This window comes from Weizmannia sp. FSL W8-1119, assembly GCF_038008605.1.
Taxonomy (GTDB): domain Bacteria; phylum Bacillota; class Bacilli; order Bacillales; family Bacillaceae_C; genus Weizmannia; species Weizmannia coagulans.
The window spans coordinates 1,385,692-1,402,500 of the sequence record NZ_JBBOZL010000001.1; the positions used below are offsets into that span (position 1 = coordinate 1,385,692).

General features: G+C 49.2%; 15 protein-coding genes and 1 pseudogene. 13 read left to right on the plus strand and 3 right to left on the minus strand.

Going from position 1 to position 16,809, the window contains the following annotated elements; translation table 11 throughout:
* Positions 1-73 precede the first annotated feature (73 nt).
* On the minus strand, positions 74-223 hold the full coding sequence (sspO, locus tag NSQ19_RS06630; protein ID WP_013859306.1) for a small acid-soluble spore protein O: 150 nt from the start codon (positions 221-223) through the stop codon (positions 74-76).
* Positions 224-467: 244 nt separating this feature from the next.
* On the opposite strand from sspO, the gene acnA reads away from it, so the two are divergent.
* The 6 genes from acnA (at position 468) to NSQ19_RS06660 (ending at position 4,862) form a co-directional block, all read left to right on the plus strand.
* Positions 468-3,203 (plus strand): aconitate hydratase AcnA, encoded by a 2,736-nt coding sequence (acnA, locus tag NSQ19_RS06635; protein ID WP_340702603.1) that lies wholly within the window; start codon positions 468-470, stop codon positions 3,201-3,203.
* Between the two features lie 108 nt (positions 3,204-3,311).
* Positions 3,312-3,446, plus strand: coding sequence for an FbpB family small basic protein (locus tag NSQ19_RS06640; RefSeq protein WP_013859308.1), 135 nt, complete (start codon positions 3,312-3,314; stop codon positions 3,444-3,446).
* Between the two features lie 66 nt (positions 3,447-3,512).
* Entirely contained in the window at positions 3,513-3,656 is a 144-nt protein-coding gene (locus NSQ19_RS06645; RefSeq protein ID WP_013859309.1) for an acid-soluble spore protein N, read from the plus strand.
* A gap of 27 nt (positions 3,657-3,683) precedes the next feature.
* Positions 3,684-3,914 (plus strand): small acid-soluble spore protein Tlp, encoded by a 231-nt coding sequence (gene tlp / locus NSQ19_RS06650; protein WP_013859310.1) that lies wholly within the window; start codon positions 3,684-3,686, stop codon positions 3,912-3,914.
* 210 nt (positions 3,915-4,124) lie between these two features.
* A complete protein-coding gene (locus NSQ19_RS06655; RefSeq protein WP_013859311.1) occupies positions 4,125-4,544 on the plus strand; it encodes an acyl-CoA thioesterase in 420 nt (139 codons plus the stop codon).
* A 15-nt stretch (positions 4,545-4,559) separates the two neighbouring features.
* The gene (locus NSQ19_RS06660) at positions 4,560-4,862 is read left to right on the plus strand and encodes a hypothetical protein (protein ID WP_017552378.1); all 303 of its coding nucleotides are present in this window, start codon (positions 4,560-4,562) and stop codon (positions 4,860-4,862) included.
* Between the two features lie 50 nt (positions 4,863-4,912).
* Here NSQ19_RS06660 and NSQ19_RS06665 read toward each other — a convergent pair whose 3' ends face one another.
* The gene (locus NSQ19_RS06665; RefSeq protein WP_013859313.1) at positions 4,913-5,206 is read right to left on the minus strand and encodes a HesB/YadR/YfhF family protein; all 294 of its coding nucleotides are present in this window, start codon (positions 5,204-5,206) and stop codon (positions 4,913-4,915) included.
* 131 nt (positions 5,207-5,337) lie between these two features.
* Positions 5,338-5,937, minus strand: a complete 600-nt coding sequence (plsY, locus tag NSQ19_RS06670) for a glycerol-3-phosphate 1-O-acyltransferase PlsY (protein WP_340702604.1) — start codon at positions 5,935-5,937, stop codon at positions 5,338-5,340.
* Positions 5,938-6,115: 178 nt separating this feature from the next.
* Here plsY and NSQ19_RS06675 point away from each other — a divergent pair, with 178 nt between their 5' ends.
* The 7 genes and pseudogenes from NSQ19_RS06675 to ppdK all read left to right on the plus strand — a co-directional run bounded on the left by NSQ19_RS06675 (position 6,116) and on the right by ppdK (position 16,714).
* A complete protein-coding gene (locus tag NSQ19_RS06675; protein ID WP_013859315.1) occupies positions 6,116-6,529 on the plus strand; it encodes a CoA-binding protein in 414 nt (137 codons plus the stop codon).
* A 249-nt stretch (positions 6,530-6,778) separates the two neighbouring features.
* A complete protein-coding gene (parE, locus tag NSQ19_RS06680) occupies positions 6,779-8,758 on the plus strand; it encodes a DNA topoisomerase IV subunit B (protein ID WP_026104551.1) in 1,980 nt (659 codons plus the stop codon).
* On the plus strand, positions 8,755-11,202 hold the full coding sequence (gene parC / locus NSQ19_RS06685) for a DNA topoisomerase IV subunit A (protein WP_013859317.1): 2,448 nt from the start codon (positions 8,755-8,757) through the stop codon (positions 11,200-11,202). The genes parE and parC overlap by 4 nt, the downstream gene beginning before the upstream one ends.
* 9 nt (positions 11,203-11,211) lie before the next feature.
* Positions 11,212-12,075 (plus strand): hypothetical protein, encoded by an 864-nt coding sequence (locus tag NSQ19_RS06690; protein ID WP_195850344.1) that lies wholly within the window; start codon positions 11,212-11,214, stop codon positions 12,073-12,075.
* A gap of 112 nt (positions 12,076-12,187) precedes the next feature.
* Positions 12,188-13,033: pseudogene (locus NSQ19_RS06695) on the plus strand (MFS transporter).
* 187 nt (positions 13,034-13,220) lie between these two features.
* Positions 13,221-14,042 (plus strand): pyruvate, water dikinase regulatory protein, encoded by an 822-nt coding sequence (locus NSQ19_RS06700; protein WP_013859320.1) that lies wholly within the window; start codon positions 13,221-13,223, stop codon positions 14,040-14,042.
* Positions 14,039-16,714: a pyruvate, phosphate dikinase gene (gene ppdK / locus NSQ19_RS06705; RefSeq protein WP_340702605.1), complete on the plus strand. Its 2,676-nt coding sequence runs from the start codon at positions 14,039-14,041 to the stop codon at positions 16,712-16,714. Before NSQ19_RS06700 ends, ppdK begins: the two co-directional genes overlap by 4 nt.
* Positions 16,715-16,809: the final 95 nt, after the last annotated feature.

The window sequence follows — 16,809 nt, forward strand, 5'->3', positions numbered from 1 at the left end:
TATATTGATAAAGATTCTCAATGGCCAAAACAAAGAAATCAGCCCATAAAGCTGATTTCTTTGCCATCCCATGCTACTGGTTTTTCTTGCGTTTTTTGTTAAACTGTCTTTCTTTTTCCGTTAAAGGCTCGTTTGAAAATTCTTCATTGTATCCGGCGCCTTTCCCTTGCGCTTTTGCCGCATTCATGCCCGGCCGGATATGGTTTGCTTTTTGTCTTGTCACAAGGCTCACCTCCCTGGCCACAGTTTCAGTATGTTGAATAAAGGGAAAATCATACCTTGCCGATAAATTTTTTGCAAACCAAATGGCAGGCGATATAATTAAAACTTATCACGGACAATAATATTATTGTTATTTACTTATGTCATTTATTGTAATATGATGAAGCTGTGGGGCGTTTTTTACGAATCATTCTGTTAATCTTTTAATTGATGAAAATACGAATCATGACAAAGGGGGAAAAGACATGTCCAATGATGTCTTTAAAGCGCGTACCGTTTTTGAAGTAAATGGGAAACGCTATCACTATTACCGCCTGACAGCGCTAGAGGACGCAGGAGTCGCCAATGTTGCGCGCCTGCCTTATTCGATTAAAGTGCTGCTTGAATCGGTGCTCCGCCAAATGGACGGCCGCGCGATTACGAAAGAACATGTTGAAGACTTGGCGAAATGGGGATCGGATGAAGTAAAGGACAAAGAAGTCCCGTTTAAACCGTCGCGCGTTATTTTGCAGGATTTTACCGGTGTCCCGGTTGTTGTTGATCTTGCTTCCCTCCGCAAAGCGATGGCTGATTTGGGCGGAAACGCGGATAAAATCAATCCGGAAGTGCCGGTTGACCTTGTGATCGACCACTCGGTTCAGGTTGACAAATACGGCGCGCCGGATGCCCTTCAGGTGAATATGGATTTTGAATTCAAACGCAATGCCGAACGCTATAAATTTTTAAACTGGGCACAAAAAGCGTTTGACAATTACCGTGCCGTTCCGCCTGCAACGGGGATTGTCCACCAGGTAAACCTTGAGTATCTGGCAAGTGTCGTCCATGAAAAAGAACTGGAAAACGGCGAATATGAAACGTATCCGGATACCCTCGTCGGGACCGACTCCCATACGACAATGGTCAACGGCCTCGGTGTGCTCGGATGGGGTGTCGGCGGCATTGAAGCGGAAGCCGGCATGCTCGGACAGCCTTCGTATTTCCCGATTCCGGAAGTCATCGGCGTAAAACTGACCGGATCGCTTCCGAACGGGGCAACCGCAACCGACCTTGCGTTAAAAGTCACCCAGCTTTTGCGCCAAAAAGGCGTGGTCGGCAAATTTGTCGAATTCTTTGGCCCGGGCGTCTCGACGCTGCCGCTTGCAGACCGTGCGACCATTGCAAATATGGCGCCTGAATACGGGGCAACTTGCGGTTTCTTCCCGGTTGATGATGAGTCGCTTGCCTATTTTCGCTTAACTGGCCGCAGCGAAGAACATGTAAAAGTTGTGGAAACTTACTTGAAAGAAAACGGCATGTTCTTTACGCCGGACAAAGAAGACCCGGTTTATACGGATGTGCTTGAACTGAACCTTTCTGAAATTGAAGCCAACCTTTCCGGCCCGAAACGCCCACAGGATTTGATTCCGTTATCGCAAATGCAGTCCGCTTTCCAAAAAGCGATTACGGCGCCTGCCGGCAACCAGGGTTTCGGACTGGATGAAAAAGAGCTCGATAAAGAGGCTGTTATCCATTTTAACAACGGCGAAACAGCCGTGATAAAAACCGGCGCAGTCGCCATTGCAGCGATTACAAGCTGCACAAACACTTCAAACCCTTACGTTATGCTCGGGGCCGGCCTGCTTGCGAAAAAAGCGGTTGAAAAAGGGCTGGAAGTGCCGAAATATGTGAAAACTTCGCTCGCGCCGGGATCAAAAGTCGTGACCGGCTACCTAAAAGACGCCGGTTTAATGCCGTACCTCGAACAGCTCGGCTTTAACCTGGTCGGTTACGGCTGCACGACCTGTATCGGTAACTCTGGCCCGTTGAAGGAAGAAATTGAAAAAACCATCATGGACAATGATCTGCTCGTAACGAGTGTCCTTTCCGGGAACCGGAACTTTGAAGGCCGGATCCATCCGCTTGTTAAAGCCAACTATCTGGCTTCGCCGCCGCTTGTGGTTGCTTATGCGCTCGCAGGAACGGTGAATATCGATTTAAACCATGACCCGATCGGCAAAGACAAAAACGGCCAAGACGTCTACCTGAAGGATATTTGGCCGCAAGCGGATGAAATCAAAGAAAATGTCCAAAAAGTCGTCACGCCGGAACTGTTCCGCAAACAATATGAAAACGTCTTTACCGACAATGAACGGTGGAATGCGATCGAAACGAGCGACGAACCGCTGTATACATGGGATGCGGAATCGACTTACATCCAAAATCCGCCGTTCTTTGAAAATCTCTCGCCTGAACCGGGCGAAGTACAGCCGCTTTCAGGCATGCGTGTCATCGGCAAATTCGGCGATTCGGTGACAACCGACCATATCTCGCCTGCGGGTGCGATCGGTAAAGACACACCTGCCGGAAAATATCTGTTGTCAAAAGGAGTCGAACCGCGTGACTTTAACTCTTATGGTTCCCGCCGCGGCAACCATGAAGTCATGATGCGCGGAACATTCGCCAACATCCGCATCCGCAACCAGATTGCACCGGGTACGGAAGGCGGCTATACGACTTACTGGCCGACGAATGAAGTGACGTCGATTTATGATGCTGCCATGCGTTATAAAGAAAACGGCACCGGCCTTGTGGTTCTCGCCGGCAAAGATTACGGCATGGGCTCATCGCGCGACTGGGCGGCAAAAGGCACATACCTGCTCGGCATTAAAACCGTGATTGCGGAAAGCTTTGAACGGATCCACCGTTCCAACCTCGTTCTCATGGGCGTGCTGCCGCTGCAGTTCAAAAAAGGCGAAAATGCCGACACGCTCGGCTTAACTGGCAAAGAAACATTTGATGTCCATATTGACGAAAATGTTAAACCGCATGACTGGGTAAAGGTTACGGCAACTGACGAAAACGGGAAGAAAACGGAATTTGAAGCGCTTGTCCGGTTCGATTCCGACGTAGAAATTGACTATTACCGCCACGGCGGCATCCTGCAAATGGTGCTGCGCGAAAAACTGCAGCAGTCCAAAAATGAAGTGCAATCAAAATCATAATGTTTAAAAAAGCTGCGGCAGAAGCCGCAGCTTTTTTTTGAACCAAATTTATAATTTTTCCCATAATTGCCCATACTAAGTAAAAATACTTGTAAGGAGTGGGCAAATATGAGAAAAACCCATAAAAAGACCTTTTCGGATCTTGTTGCCGAAAATAAACAGGAACTGCTGCGCGACAGGGATGCGCTGATGCGGATAGAAGAACGGTTGGACCGGAAACACGAGATGAAATTAGCAGAATAAGCCACTGTTTGTGGATCATAATCCGCTTTCCTCCGGGGGAAAATGTATGAGGAGGGGGGAGATATGATGAGCAATCCAAACAAGAAAAGCAAATATTTCGTTCCCGATCATCTTGGCACGCAGCCGCGCGGATTTTCCGGCAATAAGGGGAAGAAGATGCAGGACCGTTCGGGACAGCATGCACAGGTGATACAGACAAAAGGGGAGTAGCTTCAACAGCCGAAGGAGGAGAACACAATGGCGCATAACCGGCCGAAACCGGACGACCGCAGCGATAATGTGGAAAAACTGCAAAACATGATCCACAATACGATCGAAAACATGGAAAGTGCGGAAGAATCGCTTGCTGTTACAAGTGATGAAACGCAAATCCAACAAATAAAGGAAAAAAATGAGCGGCGCCGTGAAAGCCTCGAAGCGATGAGAACCGAGGTAAAAGACGAAGCCGCATACAAACAGCAGCAATAAACGAAAACGGCCTTTCGACGGAAAACAGCAGCGTTTCTTTGGAACCACGCCTTTTCCCTCTCGGAAAGGCCGTTTTTTCTCCCTTTTTGCTGCGGCCATGCGTGCATGCGAACCTTTTCCCGGCCCTGTATCAGGCATCCTTTTAGGAGGGGGAATTTTCTTTATGCTAAAATAAAGATGTTGACTGTACATATGAAAGAGGTGTCCGGGATGTTTGTATCAGAAGCAGAAATCAAAGTGCGATATGCGGAAACAGACCAAATGGGGGTTGTGTACCATGCTAATTATCTTGTCTGGATGGAAGTGGGGCGGACGAAATTAATCGAAGACCTTGGCTTCCGCTATGCAGATATGGAAAAAGACGGGATTTTGTCGCCGGTCATCGATATTCAAATTTCATACAAAAAACCGGCCCGTTACGGGGAAACGGTGACCGTAAAGACATGGGTCGATGCATATGACGGGCTGCGCGTAAAGTACGGCTATGAGGTTTACACAGAAACCGGCGACCTTGCCGTGGCCGCGAGTTCAACGCATGTCTGCGTAAAAAAAGACAGTTTCCGCCCGGTTGCGTTCCGCCGCCTCTACCCAAAATGGCATGAAGCATATGAAAAAGCAAAAAAATCATAAAGCGGGGGATGAATTTTGGCTTTTGGCATACACCGCAACCAGGTCAAAGCGTGGAAAGCGGCGATTGACCGCGGGGAAATTGCGTTTTTAACGCATTTTTGGCTGGATGACCGTTTCCCCAGCGCAAAATCGGTCACAAAAGTCGGCTGTAAAGATCTTGAGAAACTCGCTGCATGGGGAGCGCGCTACCAGCTGAAAAAAGAATGGATTCATGTCCGCAAAGACGGTTACAGCCATTTCGACCTACTTGGCCAAAAACAGCGGGAAATTTTGCAAAAAGAAGGGCGCCTTGCGGAAGCAAAAAAATTTTTAAAATAAAAAACCGGCATCACTGGCAGCAAAAGAGCAGCTGCCGGATGATCCCGGTTTTAACCTTTTTTATATTCGTATACCGGTTCATCCCGTTCCGGGTCGTACCCGATATACAAATCATGGCCGTCAAAATACCATTCGTCCGTGCTTTCAATGAAAAAGGCATTGCCGTTCCGTTCAACGGCCGCCGCCGGATCGTCGGGAATGTCCTTTTGAACGCCAAGTGAAAATCCGTGCTGGATAGGCGTGGAACCGCCATATTTGGCAAAAAAGCGGACGGATTCGCCGTCATCCAGTTCCAGTTCCCTTTTAAACCAGTTTACCGCCTCATCTGTAATGTGAATTTTCATGCCGCCACTTCCTTCAAACTGCGCCTTTTGCATTTTCATTATAGACCAAAGCACGCTTTTCCCCTAACCTTTTGCCTCTGGACCGGTTCCGGGTTTGCAGGAAATATCCGGTTTTAGAAAAAATGGCTGCCTTACATCCATTTGACTTTCGGCTCGGTCTTATTTTTAATCCGCTTAATATTGGCTTTATGGCGGTAAATAATGAAAGAGGCGAGCGCCAGAACGATGACAAACAGCGGCCAGTCATGCGTCACGATCATATAAATGAGCGTATACAGGATGCCAAAAAAAGCCGCCATGATGGAAGAAAGCGAAACATATTTGCTTATTTTTAAAGTAACCAAAAAGACGATAATCACCATAACAAACAAGGGCCATTGGTAGGCAAGGACAACGCCTGCAGAAGTGGCCACCGCTTTGCCGCCTTTAAATTTGGCAAATACCGGAAGCATATGGCCGATCACCGCAATCAGCCCGATTAAAAGCGGGTGAATCGTATGCTCCAGGCCAAAAAAGTGGGGCAATAAAGTGGCGACTGTCCCTTTCAGAATATCCACCACTGTTACGACACTGCCGGCTTTGACCCCGAGAACACGGAACGTATTGGTCGCGCCGAGATTCCCGCTGCCGTGCTCGCGGATGTCTATCCCGTAAAAAAGCTTACCAACGATCAGGCCTGTCGGGATTGAGCCGAGCAGGTAAGCCAAAAGGACCATCAGGGCAATAGTCATGTGCAAAACTCCTTGGAAAAAATCTATGCTTATTGTAGCATGTTCTTAAAGGAAAGAGGAATATTTTTTGTCGATTCCGTGCAGATTTTCGCGCCAGGCAGGAATTAGAAAAGATCAAGCGAATGTTTAAGATGGGACCGGACTGGCGAAAGTACAAGAAAGGAGAGGGGTTGATCAAATGGCAATAGAAAATCCGAGCAGGGAAGAAATCAGGGAAATTTTACAAAAAGCAAAACGGATTGCAGTGGTAGGATTGAGCAATAACCCGGAAAAAACATCTTATATGGTAGCCAAAGCCATGCAGGATGCCGGTTATGAGATTATTCCGGTCAATCCGAAAGCAACGGAAATTCTCGGGGAAAAGGCTGTTCCGTCTTTAAAAGATATCGAAGGCCATGTGGACATTGTCGATATTTTCAGGCGGCCCGAATATTTGCCGGAGCTGGCACGGGAGTTTGATGAAATCGATGCGGATGTTTTCTGGGCGCAACTTGGCATCGAAAACGAAGAAGCGTACCGGTTTTTAAAAGAAAAAGGCTATACGGTAGTGATGAACCGCTGCATTAAAGTGGAACATGCCCTGACAAAATAGGCTTTTTCATGCAGGCGCCAGCTTAAAGGGCGCTTGCTTTCTTTATATTTGCCCAATCAAGCGGCCGTTTGCCGGAGAAGTTCCATAACCGTTGCTTTGCCCCTGCGTTATTTCCGCATACCCTTTACAAATTCCGTTTTATCGATAAAATGAGTATGATAAAAACGGCAAATGATGTTATAATGAGAACGAATATTTGTTCCTATGAACGGCGGATGCACGTGCTTTGCAATTGAAAGGGGAATAGATGTGGCGAAGAAACAAAATATATTGGAATATAACGATGATGCGATCCAGGTGCTGGAAGGGCTGGAGGCAGTAAGGAAAAGACCGGGCATGTACATCGGGTCGACCGATGCGCGCGGTTTGCACCATCTTGTCTATGAAATCGTCGACAATGCGGTGGATGAGGCGCTGTCTGGGTACGGAAACCATATCATCGTCAACATTCACAAAGATAACAGCATCAGCGTCCAGGATTTTGGGCGTGGCATGCCGGTCGGGATGCACAAGCTCGGCAAACCGACGACAGAAGTGATCTTGACGATTTTGCACGCCGGCGGAAAATTCGGGCAGGGCGGCTATAAAACGAGCGGCGGCCTGCACGGTGTCGGCGCGTCTGTCGTGAATGCCCTGTCGGAATGGCTGGTTGTTACGATACACCGCGACGGTTATGTGTATGAACAGCGTTTCCGTGACGGCGGCAAACCGGAAACAACGCTTGAGAAAACCGGGAAAACCAATAAGACCGGCACAACGATACACTTTAAACCCGACCCGTCCATTTTCAGCACCATCACTTTTAATTACGATACATTATGCGAACGGTTGCGCGAATCGGCCTTTCTTTTAAAAGGGTTAAAAATTGAAATCACCGATGAACGTTTCGGGCGGCATGATCTGTTCCACTACGAAAACGGCATTGAAGCCTTTGTCCAGTACTTGAACGAAGGAAAAGAAGTGCTCCATCCGGTTGTGTTTATCGAAGGGGAAACAAACGGAATCGAAGCGGAATTTGCCTTTCAGTTTAACGACGGCTTTTCGGAAAACATTTTATCCTTCGTGAACAACGTGCGCACGAAAGACGGCGGCACGCACGAGGCTGGGGCAAAAACGGCCTTGACGCGCGTCGTGAACGATTATGCAAGAAAAACCGGACTGTTAAAAGAAAAAGATAAAAACCTCGAAGGGACGGATATCCGCGAAGGGCTGTCCGCCATTATTTCCGTCCGCATTCCGGAAGAGCTGCTCCAATTTGAAGGGCAGACGAAAGGAAAACTTGGCACAAGCGAAGCCCGCTCTGCAGTTGATACGATTGTTTCGGAGCACCTGTCTTATTTTCTTGAAGAAAACCCGGATACGAGCAATCTTTTGATCCGGAAAGCCATCAAGGCGTCGCAGGCAAGGGAAGCAGCGAGGAAAGCGCGGGAAGAAGCCAGAAGCGGCAAAAAACGGAAGAAATCGGAAACGACTTTATCCGGAAAGCTGACGCCGGCGCAAAGCCGCAATCCGCAGCGGAATGAATTGTATCTGGTTGAAGGGGATTCGGCGGGCGGTTCTGCGAAACAGGGGCGCGACCGGAAATTCCAGGCTGTTTTGCCGCTGCGCGGAAAAGTCATCAACACGGAAAAAGCAAAGCTTGCGGATATTTTTAAAAATGAAGAAATCAATACCATTATTTATACGATCGGTGCCGGTGTCGGCCCTGAATTCAATTTGGAAGACGTCAATTACGACAAAGTCATTATCATGACCGATGCCGACACGGACGGTGCCCACATCCAGGTGCTGCTTCTCACGTTCTTTTACCGCTATATGCGGCCTTTGATCGAAGCGGGAAAAGTTTACATCGCGCTGCCGCCGCTTTATAAAGTCAGCAAAGGCACCGGCAGGAAAGAAATCGTGGAATATGCGTGGACCGAAAAAGAATTGGATGAAACGATCAAAAAAGTCGGACGCGGCTATATCCTGCAGCGTTACAAAGGGCTCGGCGAAATGAATGCCGACCAGCTTTGGGAAACGACGATGAATCCGGAAACGCGGACTTTGATCCGTGTCCGCATTGATGATGCGGCCCGTGCCGAACGGCGGGTGACCACGCTCATGGGCGATAAGGTCGAACCGCGCCGGCAATGGATTGAAAATCATGTGGAATTCGGGCTTGAAGACGATACCAATATTTTAGACAATGAGAATTTGATGATTGAGGAAGGGGACATGAACGGATGAAGACGGCTGAACGTTTTCAAGATTTGCCTTTGGAAGAGGTGCTGGGCGACCGCTTCGGCCGGTACAGCAAATATATTATCCAGGATCGTGCCCTTCCGGATGCGCGGGACGGCCTGAAGCCGGTGCAGCGGCGGATTCTGTATGCGATGCATGTAGAGGGGAACACCGCTGACAAGCATTTCCGGAAATCGGCAAAAACGGTCGGCAACGTCATCGGCAACTACCATCCGCACGGGGATTCTTCCGTTTATGAAGCGATGGTGCGGATGAGCCAGGACTGGAAGCTGCGAAATGTGCTCATCGAGATGCACGGCAATAACGGGAGCATTGACGGCGACCCGGCCGCGGCCATGCGGTATACGGAAGCAAGGCTCGCCCCGATTGCATCCGAACTCCTTCATGATATTGATAAAGAAACGGTTAAATTTATCCCGAATTTCGATGATACCGCAAATGAGCCGGTTGTGCTGCCCGCCCGGTTTCCCAACCTGCTGGTGAACGGCTCGACCGGCATCTCGGCCGGATATGCAACCGAAATTCCGCCGCACCACCTCGGGGAGATCATTGACGGGGCCATCATGCGGATGGAAAACCCGGATTGCACGGTGGACGACCTGATGGCGGTCATAAAAGGCCCTGATTTTCCAACAGGCGGCATTGTCCAGGGAATTGACGGGATTAAAAAAGCATATGAAACTGGCAAAGGCAAAATGGTCGTAAGAGGCAGGACATCGATTGAAGAGATCCGCGGCGGGCGGAAGCAGATTGTCATCGCAGAGATTCCTTATGAAGTCAATAAAGCCAATCTTGTCAAAAAAATCGACGAGCTCCGGATTGACCGGAAAGTGGAAGGCATTTCCGAAGTCCGTGATGAAACCGACCGGACCGGGCTCCGGATTGTGATCGAACTGAAAAAAGATGCGGATGCAGACAGCGTCCTGAATTATTTATTTAAAAACACCGATCTCCAGGTTTCCTACAATTTCAATATGGTGGCCATCCATAACCGCCGCCCGCAGCTGATGGGACTCCGCGAATTGCTTGATGCTTATATTGAACACCAGAAAGAAGTGGTCACAAGAAGGACGGCATTCGATCTCAAAAAAGCACGTGACCGCAAGCATATTGTCGACGGCCTGATGAAGGCACTTTCCATTCTCGATAAAGTCATTGCGGCGATTCGGGCATCCAAAGATAAAAAAGATGCCAAAGCGAACTTAATCGCAAAGTTTGATTTTACCGAGCCCCAGGCTGAAGCGATCGTCACGCTGCAGCTCTACCGCCTGACCAATACGGATATTACGACGCTGCAGAATGAAGCGGAAGACCTTGAGAAAAAAATTGAGACCTATCTCGCGATTTTATCCAGCGAGAAAAAACTGTTCACGGTAATCAAAAAAGAACTGAGAGAAATCCGGAAAAAATACGCCGATAACAGAAGGACAACGATTGAAGCGGAAATACAGGAACTAAAAATCAATCTGGAAGCAATGATCCCGAATGAAGATGTGATGGTCACCATTACGAAAGATGGTTATATTAAACGGACAAGCATCCGTTCTTACACCGCTTCAAACGGCCGGGACCTTGCTATTAAAGACAGCGACCGCCTGCTCTTTAAACGGCAGCTCAATACCGTCCAGACGGTGCTGCTTTTCACAAATAAAGGGAGCTATATCTATTTGCCGGTCCATGAACTGCCGGATATCCGCTGGAAAGATCTCGGGCAGCATGTTTCCAATCTTGTGGCGCTTGAGCGCGATGAAAGCATCATCAAAGTGCTCCCGATTGAAGATTTCAACCAGCCGCAGTTTATTTTGTTTTTTACGAAAAACGGCATGGCGAAGAAAACGGAATTGCAGCAGTACCAGGCACAGCGCTATTCGAAAGCCCTTGTCGCAATAAACTTAAAGGGCGATGATGAAGTGGTCGATGTCCACCTGACAGACGGCTCGAAAGAAGTCTTCCTCGCTTCCCGCCTCGGTTACGGGCTCCGGTTTGATGAAGCGGAAATCAGCGTTGTCGGCCAGCGGGCAGCAGGGGTAAAAGGCATGAACCTGAAAGAAGGCGACCGGCTCGTTAGCGGGAAAATCATTGAAGATCCGGAAAAAGATAAAGTTTTCATTGCGACCCAAAGAGGCGCCGTCAAGAAGATGAAAGTGTCCGAATTTGACAAAACAAGCCGGGCCAAACGCGGCGTCCTCATGCTGCGCGAATTAAAAGCCCATCCGCACCGGATCGCCGGGGCCGTGATTGCAGGCAATGGGGAAACCGTCTCGGTCGTAACGGAAAAAGGGCATCAGGAAGACATTCCACTCCATGACTTGCGCGACCATGACCGTTATTCAAATGGCTCATTTGCCATTGATGAAGAAGAAAACGGGACAGTGGCAGAAGTATGGAAGCAGGAACCGGAAGAGGCTGCCGCGGAAGAAAACGATTGAAAAAAGTGTTTGCCGTTTTCGGCAAACACTTTTTCCATCTTCAGGCAAGTTTTACATAATTCTATTCTTGCGGCGTATCCTAAAGGAAAACGGATGCGGGGTGAGAAGATGAAAAAAGAATACATGCTTGCACTGCTCGCATTATGGTTTATGGCAGCCGGCACGGTTGTGATCGCGGACGCGGGCGGGAAGACGAAAGCCGGCAAAATGGTGATTCACCGGTATGAGGCGGATGTAACCGGGGACGGAAAAAAGGATGCGATTATACTGGAAGGCATCCCGTTTGCTGCTGGCAGCCCGTATATGAAAAAGATTTGGGCGCGGATTGCCGCGTCGGAAGGAAAGAAATATAAACTGCCGTATGAGCCCGGGTATGAACCGGAAATCCGGTTCAAAGACCTCAACCATGACGGTGTAAAGGACATGCTCGGATCAAGCAATAGCGGCGGAAGCGGGGGCATAAACCAGTACCGCCTCGATACGCTGAAAGGCGGCATTTTAAAATATTTGCCGATGCCGCCCGTGTTAAAGCTTAGCGGCAAATTTGAAAATGCCCTGTCGGCAAGGCTTAACATTGAAAATACGAACGAAACATTCCTGATTGATTTAAGAAAACGGAAAAAAGATTATATCCGGCTCGGCATTTACCAAAAGGATGGAATGCTCAATGAGCCGTTTGAACTGATGATCGATCCGGTGGCGGTTTACAAACCGGTGAAAATAAAAGGCAAAAAAGGATGCGGGCTCGAAGGTTACCAGCAAATAAGCGGCGCCTATCATGCAGATAAACTGGGCGATGTCAAGGCAACATGGTATTTTGAAGACGGCAAATGGATCCTGGTCCGTGCCAAATGGCAGCCGGCAAATGCATAAAAAAACTCCCGCGCTGGGAGTTTTTTTATGCGGATTTGAAAATTGAAAATGTTTTTGCGCAAAAATAGATTATAATAGTAATAAATTACAAATAAAACAGGGGTAGAGCAGATTGGACAGACAAAAAAGCAAGTACAGATGGATTGTTTTTTTCGCGGTGCTGTTTTCCTATATGGTGATTGTCAGCCAGCGAACGGCACCGGGCTTGATTCCGGATAAACTGATGAGCGAGTTTCATTTGACAGCGTCCGTCATCGGTTTGTTGACAGGTGTGCAGTTTCTCGCTTATGCGGGGCTGCAAATTCCGATTGGGATGTTTTCCGACCGGTTCGGGCCGAATATTTTTCTGGTTACAGGCACTTTATTTAGCGGCATCGGCACGTTCTTATACAGCATCTCGCCGAATGAAGCGTGCCTGCTCATATCCCGGGTGCTCGCCGGCATGGGGGATGCGGCCATTTGATTAATCTTGTCCTGATCTTAAGCCAGTGGTTTTATGCGAAAGAGTTTGTCGGGCTGATCGGTTATGCCGGCATGGGCGGAAGCGTGGGTTCTTTGCTCGCAACCGTTCCGCTGACAGCCTGAATATCAGCTTCAGGATGGCGCCTGCCGTTTTTTGTAACCGGCATCCTGCTGCTTGCAAGTACGGTGATGCTGTAATGCCGTGCTTATCCGGCTGCCGCAAAAACGGGAAGGGGGAGCACATGCGCATGCGAAAGTCCGCCACTCCTTTGACGTGAGGGAAGTCGGATCGGTTTCCGGATTTGCCAATACCGGCGGCTTTTTAAGCGCGGTGCTCTTGCCGAGCTTGTTTGGGAAAGTGCTGGACCATTTCAATGCTGCTGATGCGGCCGGTTACCATTACGGCTTTTTAATCCCGGCGTTCTTTTCGCTTTTTGGCGTGCTCGGGACGGTGATGATCCGGGAAACGGCGCACAGCAGCTGCCCGTTTGAATGATAATAAAAATTTTTAAAAAAACCGGTAAAATGGTTCACGTATCCTTTTAAATGTGTTATACTAATGAACGAAAAGTATAACACATTTGTCAAACAGTGCATATACTGGTGGCATACGGGAGGGGCAGTGAAAAGAAACCACATACATACGGAGCCATTTTCCGGTTCGAAAAGGATGGGAACGATACATGGAACAAAAAGAAATAGTGCATATCATCTCGGACTCGGTCGGAGAAACGGCTGAATTTGTTGTAAAAGCGGTTGCTGCGCAGTTTAACGGCGGCCACATTGAAATCAGGCGGCACCCGCATGTGGAAGAAACAGACGATATCGAACCGGTAATTGAGGCGGCAAAAAAACAAAATGCCATCATTGCTTACACGATTGTCGTTACCCCTTTGAAAGCATACATTGACCGCCGCGCCGGCGAAGAGGGGGTTATTGCGGTCGACCTGATGAATCCGTTGATGGAAGCTTTTATGAAAAAGTTTCACAAGGAGCCGTACCATCGCCCGAAATTAATGCGCAAGCTGGATCAGGAATACTTTAAAAAAATCGAAGCCATTGAATTTGCCGTGAAATATGATGACGGGCGCGATCCAACCGGGCTGAAAAAAGCGGACATTGTCCTGCTCGGCGTCTCCCGGACGTCGAAAACGCCGTTGTCCATGTATTTGGCGCACCACAGCTTTAAAGTGGCGAATGTCCCGATCGTGCCGGAAATCGCGCCGCCTGATGAATTGTTTTCCATCCCGCGGGAAAAGTGCATCGGGCTGATGATTTCGCCCGAGAAACTGAATGAAATCCGGAAAGAACGGATCAGGGCAATGGGTTTAAAATCGGACGCCAATTATGCGAGCTTTGAACGGATTTATGAAGAACTCGTTTACGCGGAGAACATCATGCGGAGACTCAGATGCCCGGTCATTGATGTTTCGAATAAAGCGGTGGAGGAAACAGCAAGCCTTATTATTGAAATGTTCAAAAACAGGGAGGAGCTGCTCAAATGACAAAATTTGTCTACTTGTTCAACGAAGGCAACAGCCATATGCGCGACCTGCTCGGCGGCAAAGGGGCCAATCTAGCGGAAATGACAAACATCGGCCTGCCGGTGCCGTTCGGTTTCACAATTACAACCGAGGCATGCAATGACTATTATGCAAACGGCAAAAAAATTTCGAGCACAGTCGAAACGCAAATTGAAGAAGCGCTTTTGACACTGGAAGAAAAAACCGGCAAAAAACTGGGCGGCAAGGAGAACCCGCTGCTCGTCTCCGTCCGCTCCGGCTCTGTGTTTTCGATGCCAGGGATGATGGATACGGTACTGAACCTCGGCATGAACGACGAGACCGTGGAAGCTGTCGCAGGACTGACCGGCAATCCGCGCTTTGCTTACGATTCGTACCGCCGGTTTATCCAAATGTTTTCTGACGTGGTGCTCGGCATTGATGTATACCATTTCGAACACTTGCTTGAACAAACCCGGGAACAAAAAGGGTATACAGCTGATCCGGAAATGACTGCGGAAGACTGGAAAGACATCATAGCCGGCTATAAAAAAATCGTTAAAAAACATACGAAACAGGATTTCCCGCAAGACCCGAAAACGCAACTGTACCTTGCCGTAAATGCCGTTTTCGATTCGTGGAATAACCAGCGTGCCATTGTATACCGCCGCCTGAATAAAATTCCGGACCATCTCGGGACCGCCGTCAATATCCAAAGCATGGTATTCGGAAATATGGGGGATGATTCCGGAACCGGCGTCGCTTTTACACGGAACCCGTCAACAGGCGAACGCGTGCTGTACGGCGAATATTTAATCAATGCCCAAGGCGAGGATGTCGTCGCCGGCATCCGCACCCCGCAGCCGATCCAGGTGCTGGCAAAAGACATGCCGGAAGTGTACCGCCAGTTTGTAAAAACAAGCAAATTACTGGAAGAACACTACAAAGACATGCAGGACATTGAATTTACGGTGGAACGCGGCAAACTGTACCTTTTGCAAACCCGGAACGGCAAACGGACGGCGCAGGCTGCAATCCGCATAGCCGTTGAAATGGTGAAAGAAGGCATTCTCGATAAAAAGACAGCGCTTTTAAGGGTTGATCCGGAACAGTTGAATCAGCTCCTGCACCGCCGTATTGATGATGTCGCGGCCAAAAACCATCTTGCAAAAGGGCTGCCGGCATCCCCGGGAGCTGCAACCGGCGCCGTTGTATTTGATGCTGATGAAGCGGAACGGCTCGGCAAGGAAGGGAAAAAAGTGATTTTAGTCCGCCCCGAAACGACACCGGATGATATTCACGGCATTATTGCATCCCAGGCGGTTGTGACAAGCCGCGGCGGGATGACGAGCCATGCGGCGGTTGTCGCGCGCGGGATGGGGAAAGCATGCATCTGCGGCTGCGAATCTTTGAAAATTGATTTGAAAGCGGAACAATTTACGGTCGGCGATACGGTTGTCCGTTACGGGGATGTCATCACGATCGACGGTTCGACAGGTGAAGTGATGCTCGGCGAAGTCCCGATGATCGACCCTGAGCTTTCCGGCGAATTCAAAACGCTGCTTGAATGGGCGGATGAGGTGCGCGATCTCGGCGTGCGCGCCAATGCCGACAACCCGGCGGACGCGAAAAAATCGCTCGAATTCGGTGCAGACGGCATCGGCCTTTGCCGGACGGAGCATATGTTTATGGACATTAAGCGCGTGCCGATCGTTCAGGAAATGATCCTCGCCGAGACTTTGGAAGAGCGCGAAAAAGCTTTGGATAAACTGCTTCCGATGCAGCAGGGCGATTTTGAAGGCATCTTTGAGGAAATGGCCGGCCATCCGGTGACGATCCGCCTGCTCGATCCGCCAATGCACGAATTTTTGCCGGATAAGGAAGAACTGCTAGTAGAAGTAACAAAACTGCAGCTTACGGCACCAGGCTCAAAAGAACTGGAAGAAAAAGAATACTTGCTGAAAAAAGTCCAGCATCTTGCTGAATTCAATCCGATGCTCGGCCACCGCGGCTGCCGGCTCGGCATGATTTTCCCTGAAATCTACGAAATGCAGGTCAAAGCAATTTTTTACGCTGCCGCTGCCGTCCTGCAAAAGGGAATAAAAGTCCAGCCGGAAATTATGATTCCGCTTGTCGGCCATGTGAATGAGCTGAAACGGATGCGCGCGCTCGTGACGGATATGGCGAATCAGGTCATGGAGGAAAAGGGCTTGAAATTCGATTATACAGTCGGCACGATGATCGAAATACCGCGCGCCGCCCTTACCGCAGACCAAATTGCAGAAGAAGCCGATTTCTTCTCGTTTGGCACGAATGACTTAACGCAAACGACATTCGGCTTCAGCCGCGACGATGCGGAAGGAAAATTTTTGCAGCAGTATATCGAGCAAAAAGTGCTGCCGGAAAATCCGTTTGCCGTCCTTGACCAGGAAGGCGTCGGCAAACTTGTCGAAACCGGCGTCAAACTCGGCCGCCAGACAAAACCGGGCTTGAAAACCGGCATTTGCGGCGAACACGGCGGTGAAAAAAGCTCGATCGAATTCTGCTACAAAACGGGCCTGAACTACGTCAGCTGCTCGCCTTACCGCGTACCGCTCGCAAGGCTCGCCGCTGCACAGGCCACCATCCGGAACAAAAAAGAAGACACCGGTAAAGTGACAGTCGCTGCAAAATAAATCATTTTTTACAAAGCGCACGGCGGGTTACCCCCCCGTGTGCTTTTTTTCTGGCAGGCTCATGAAAAAAGCATGCCGGGGCGTGCTAACTCATA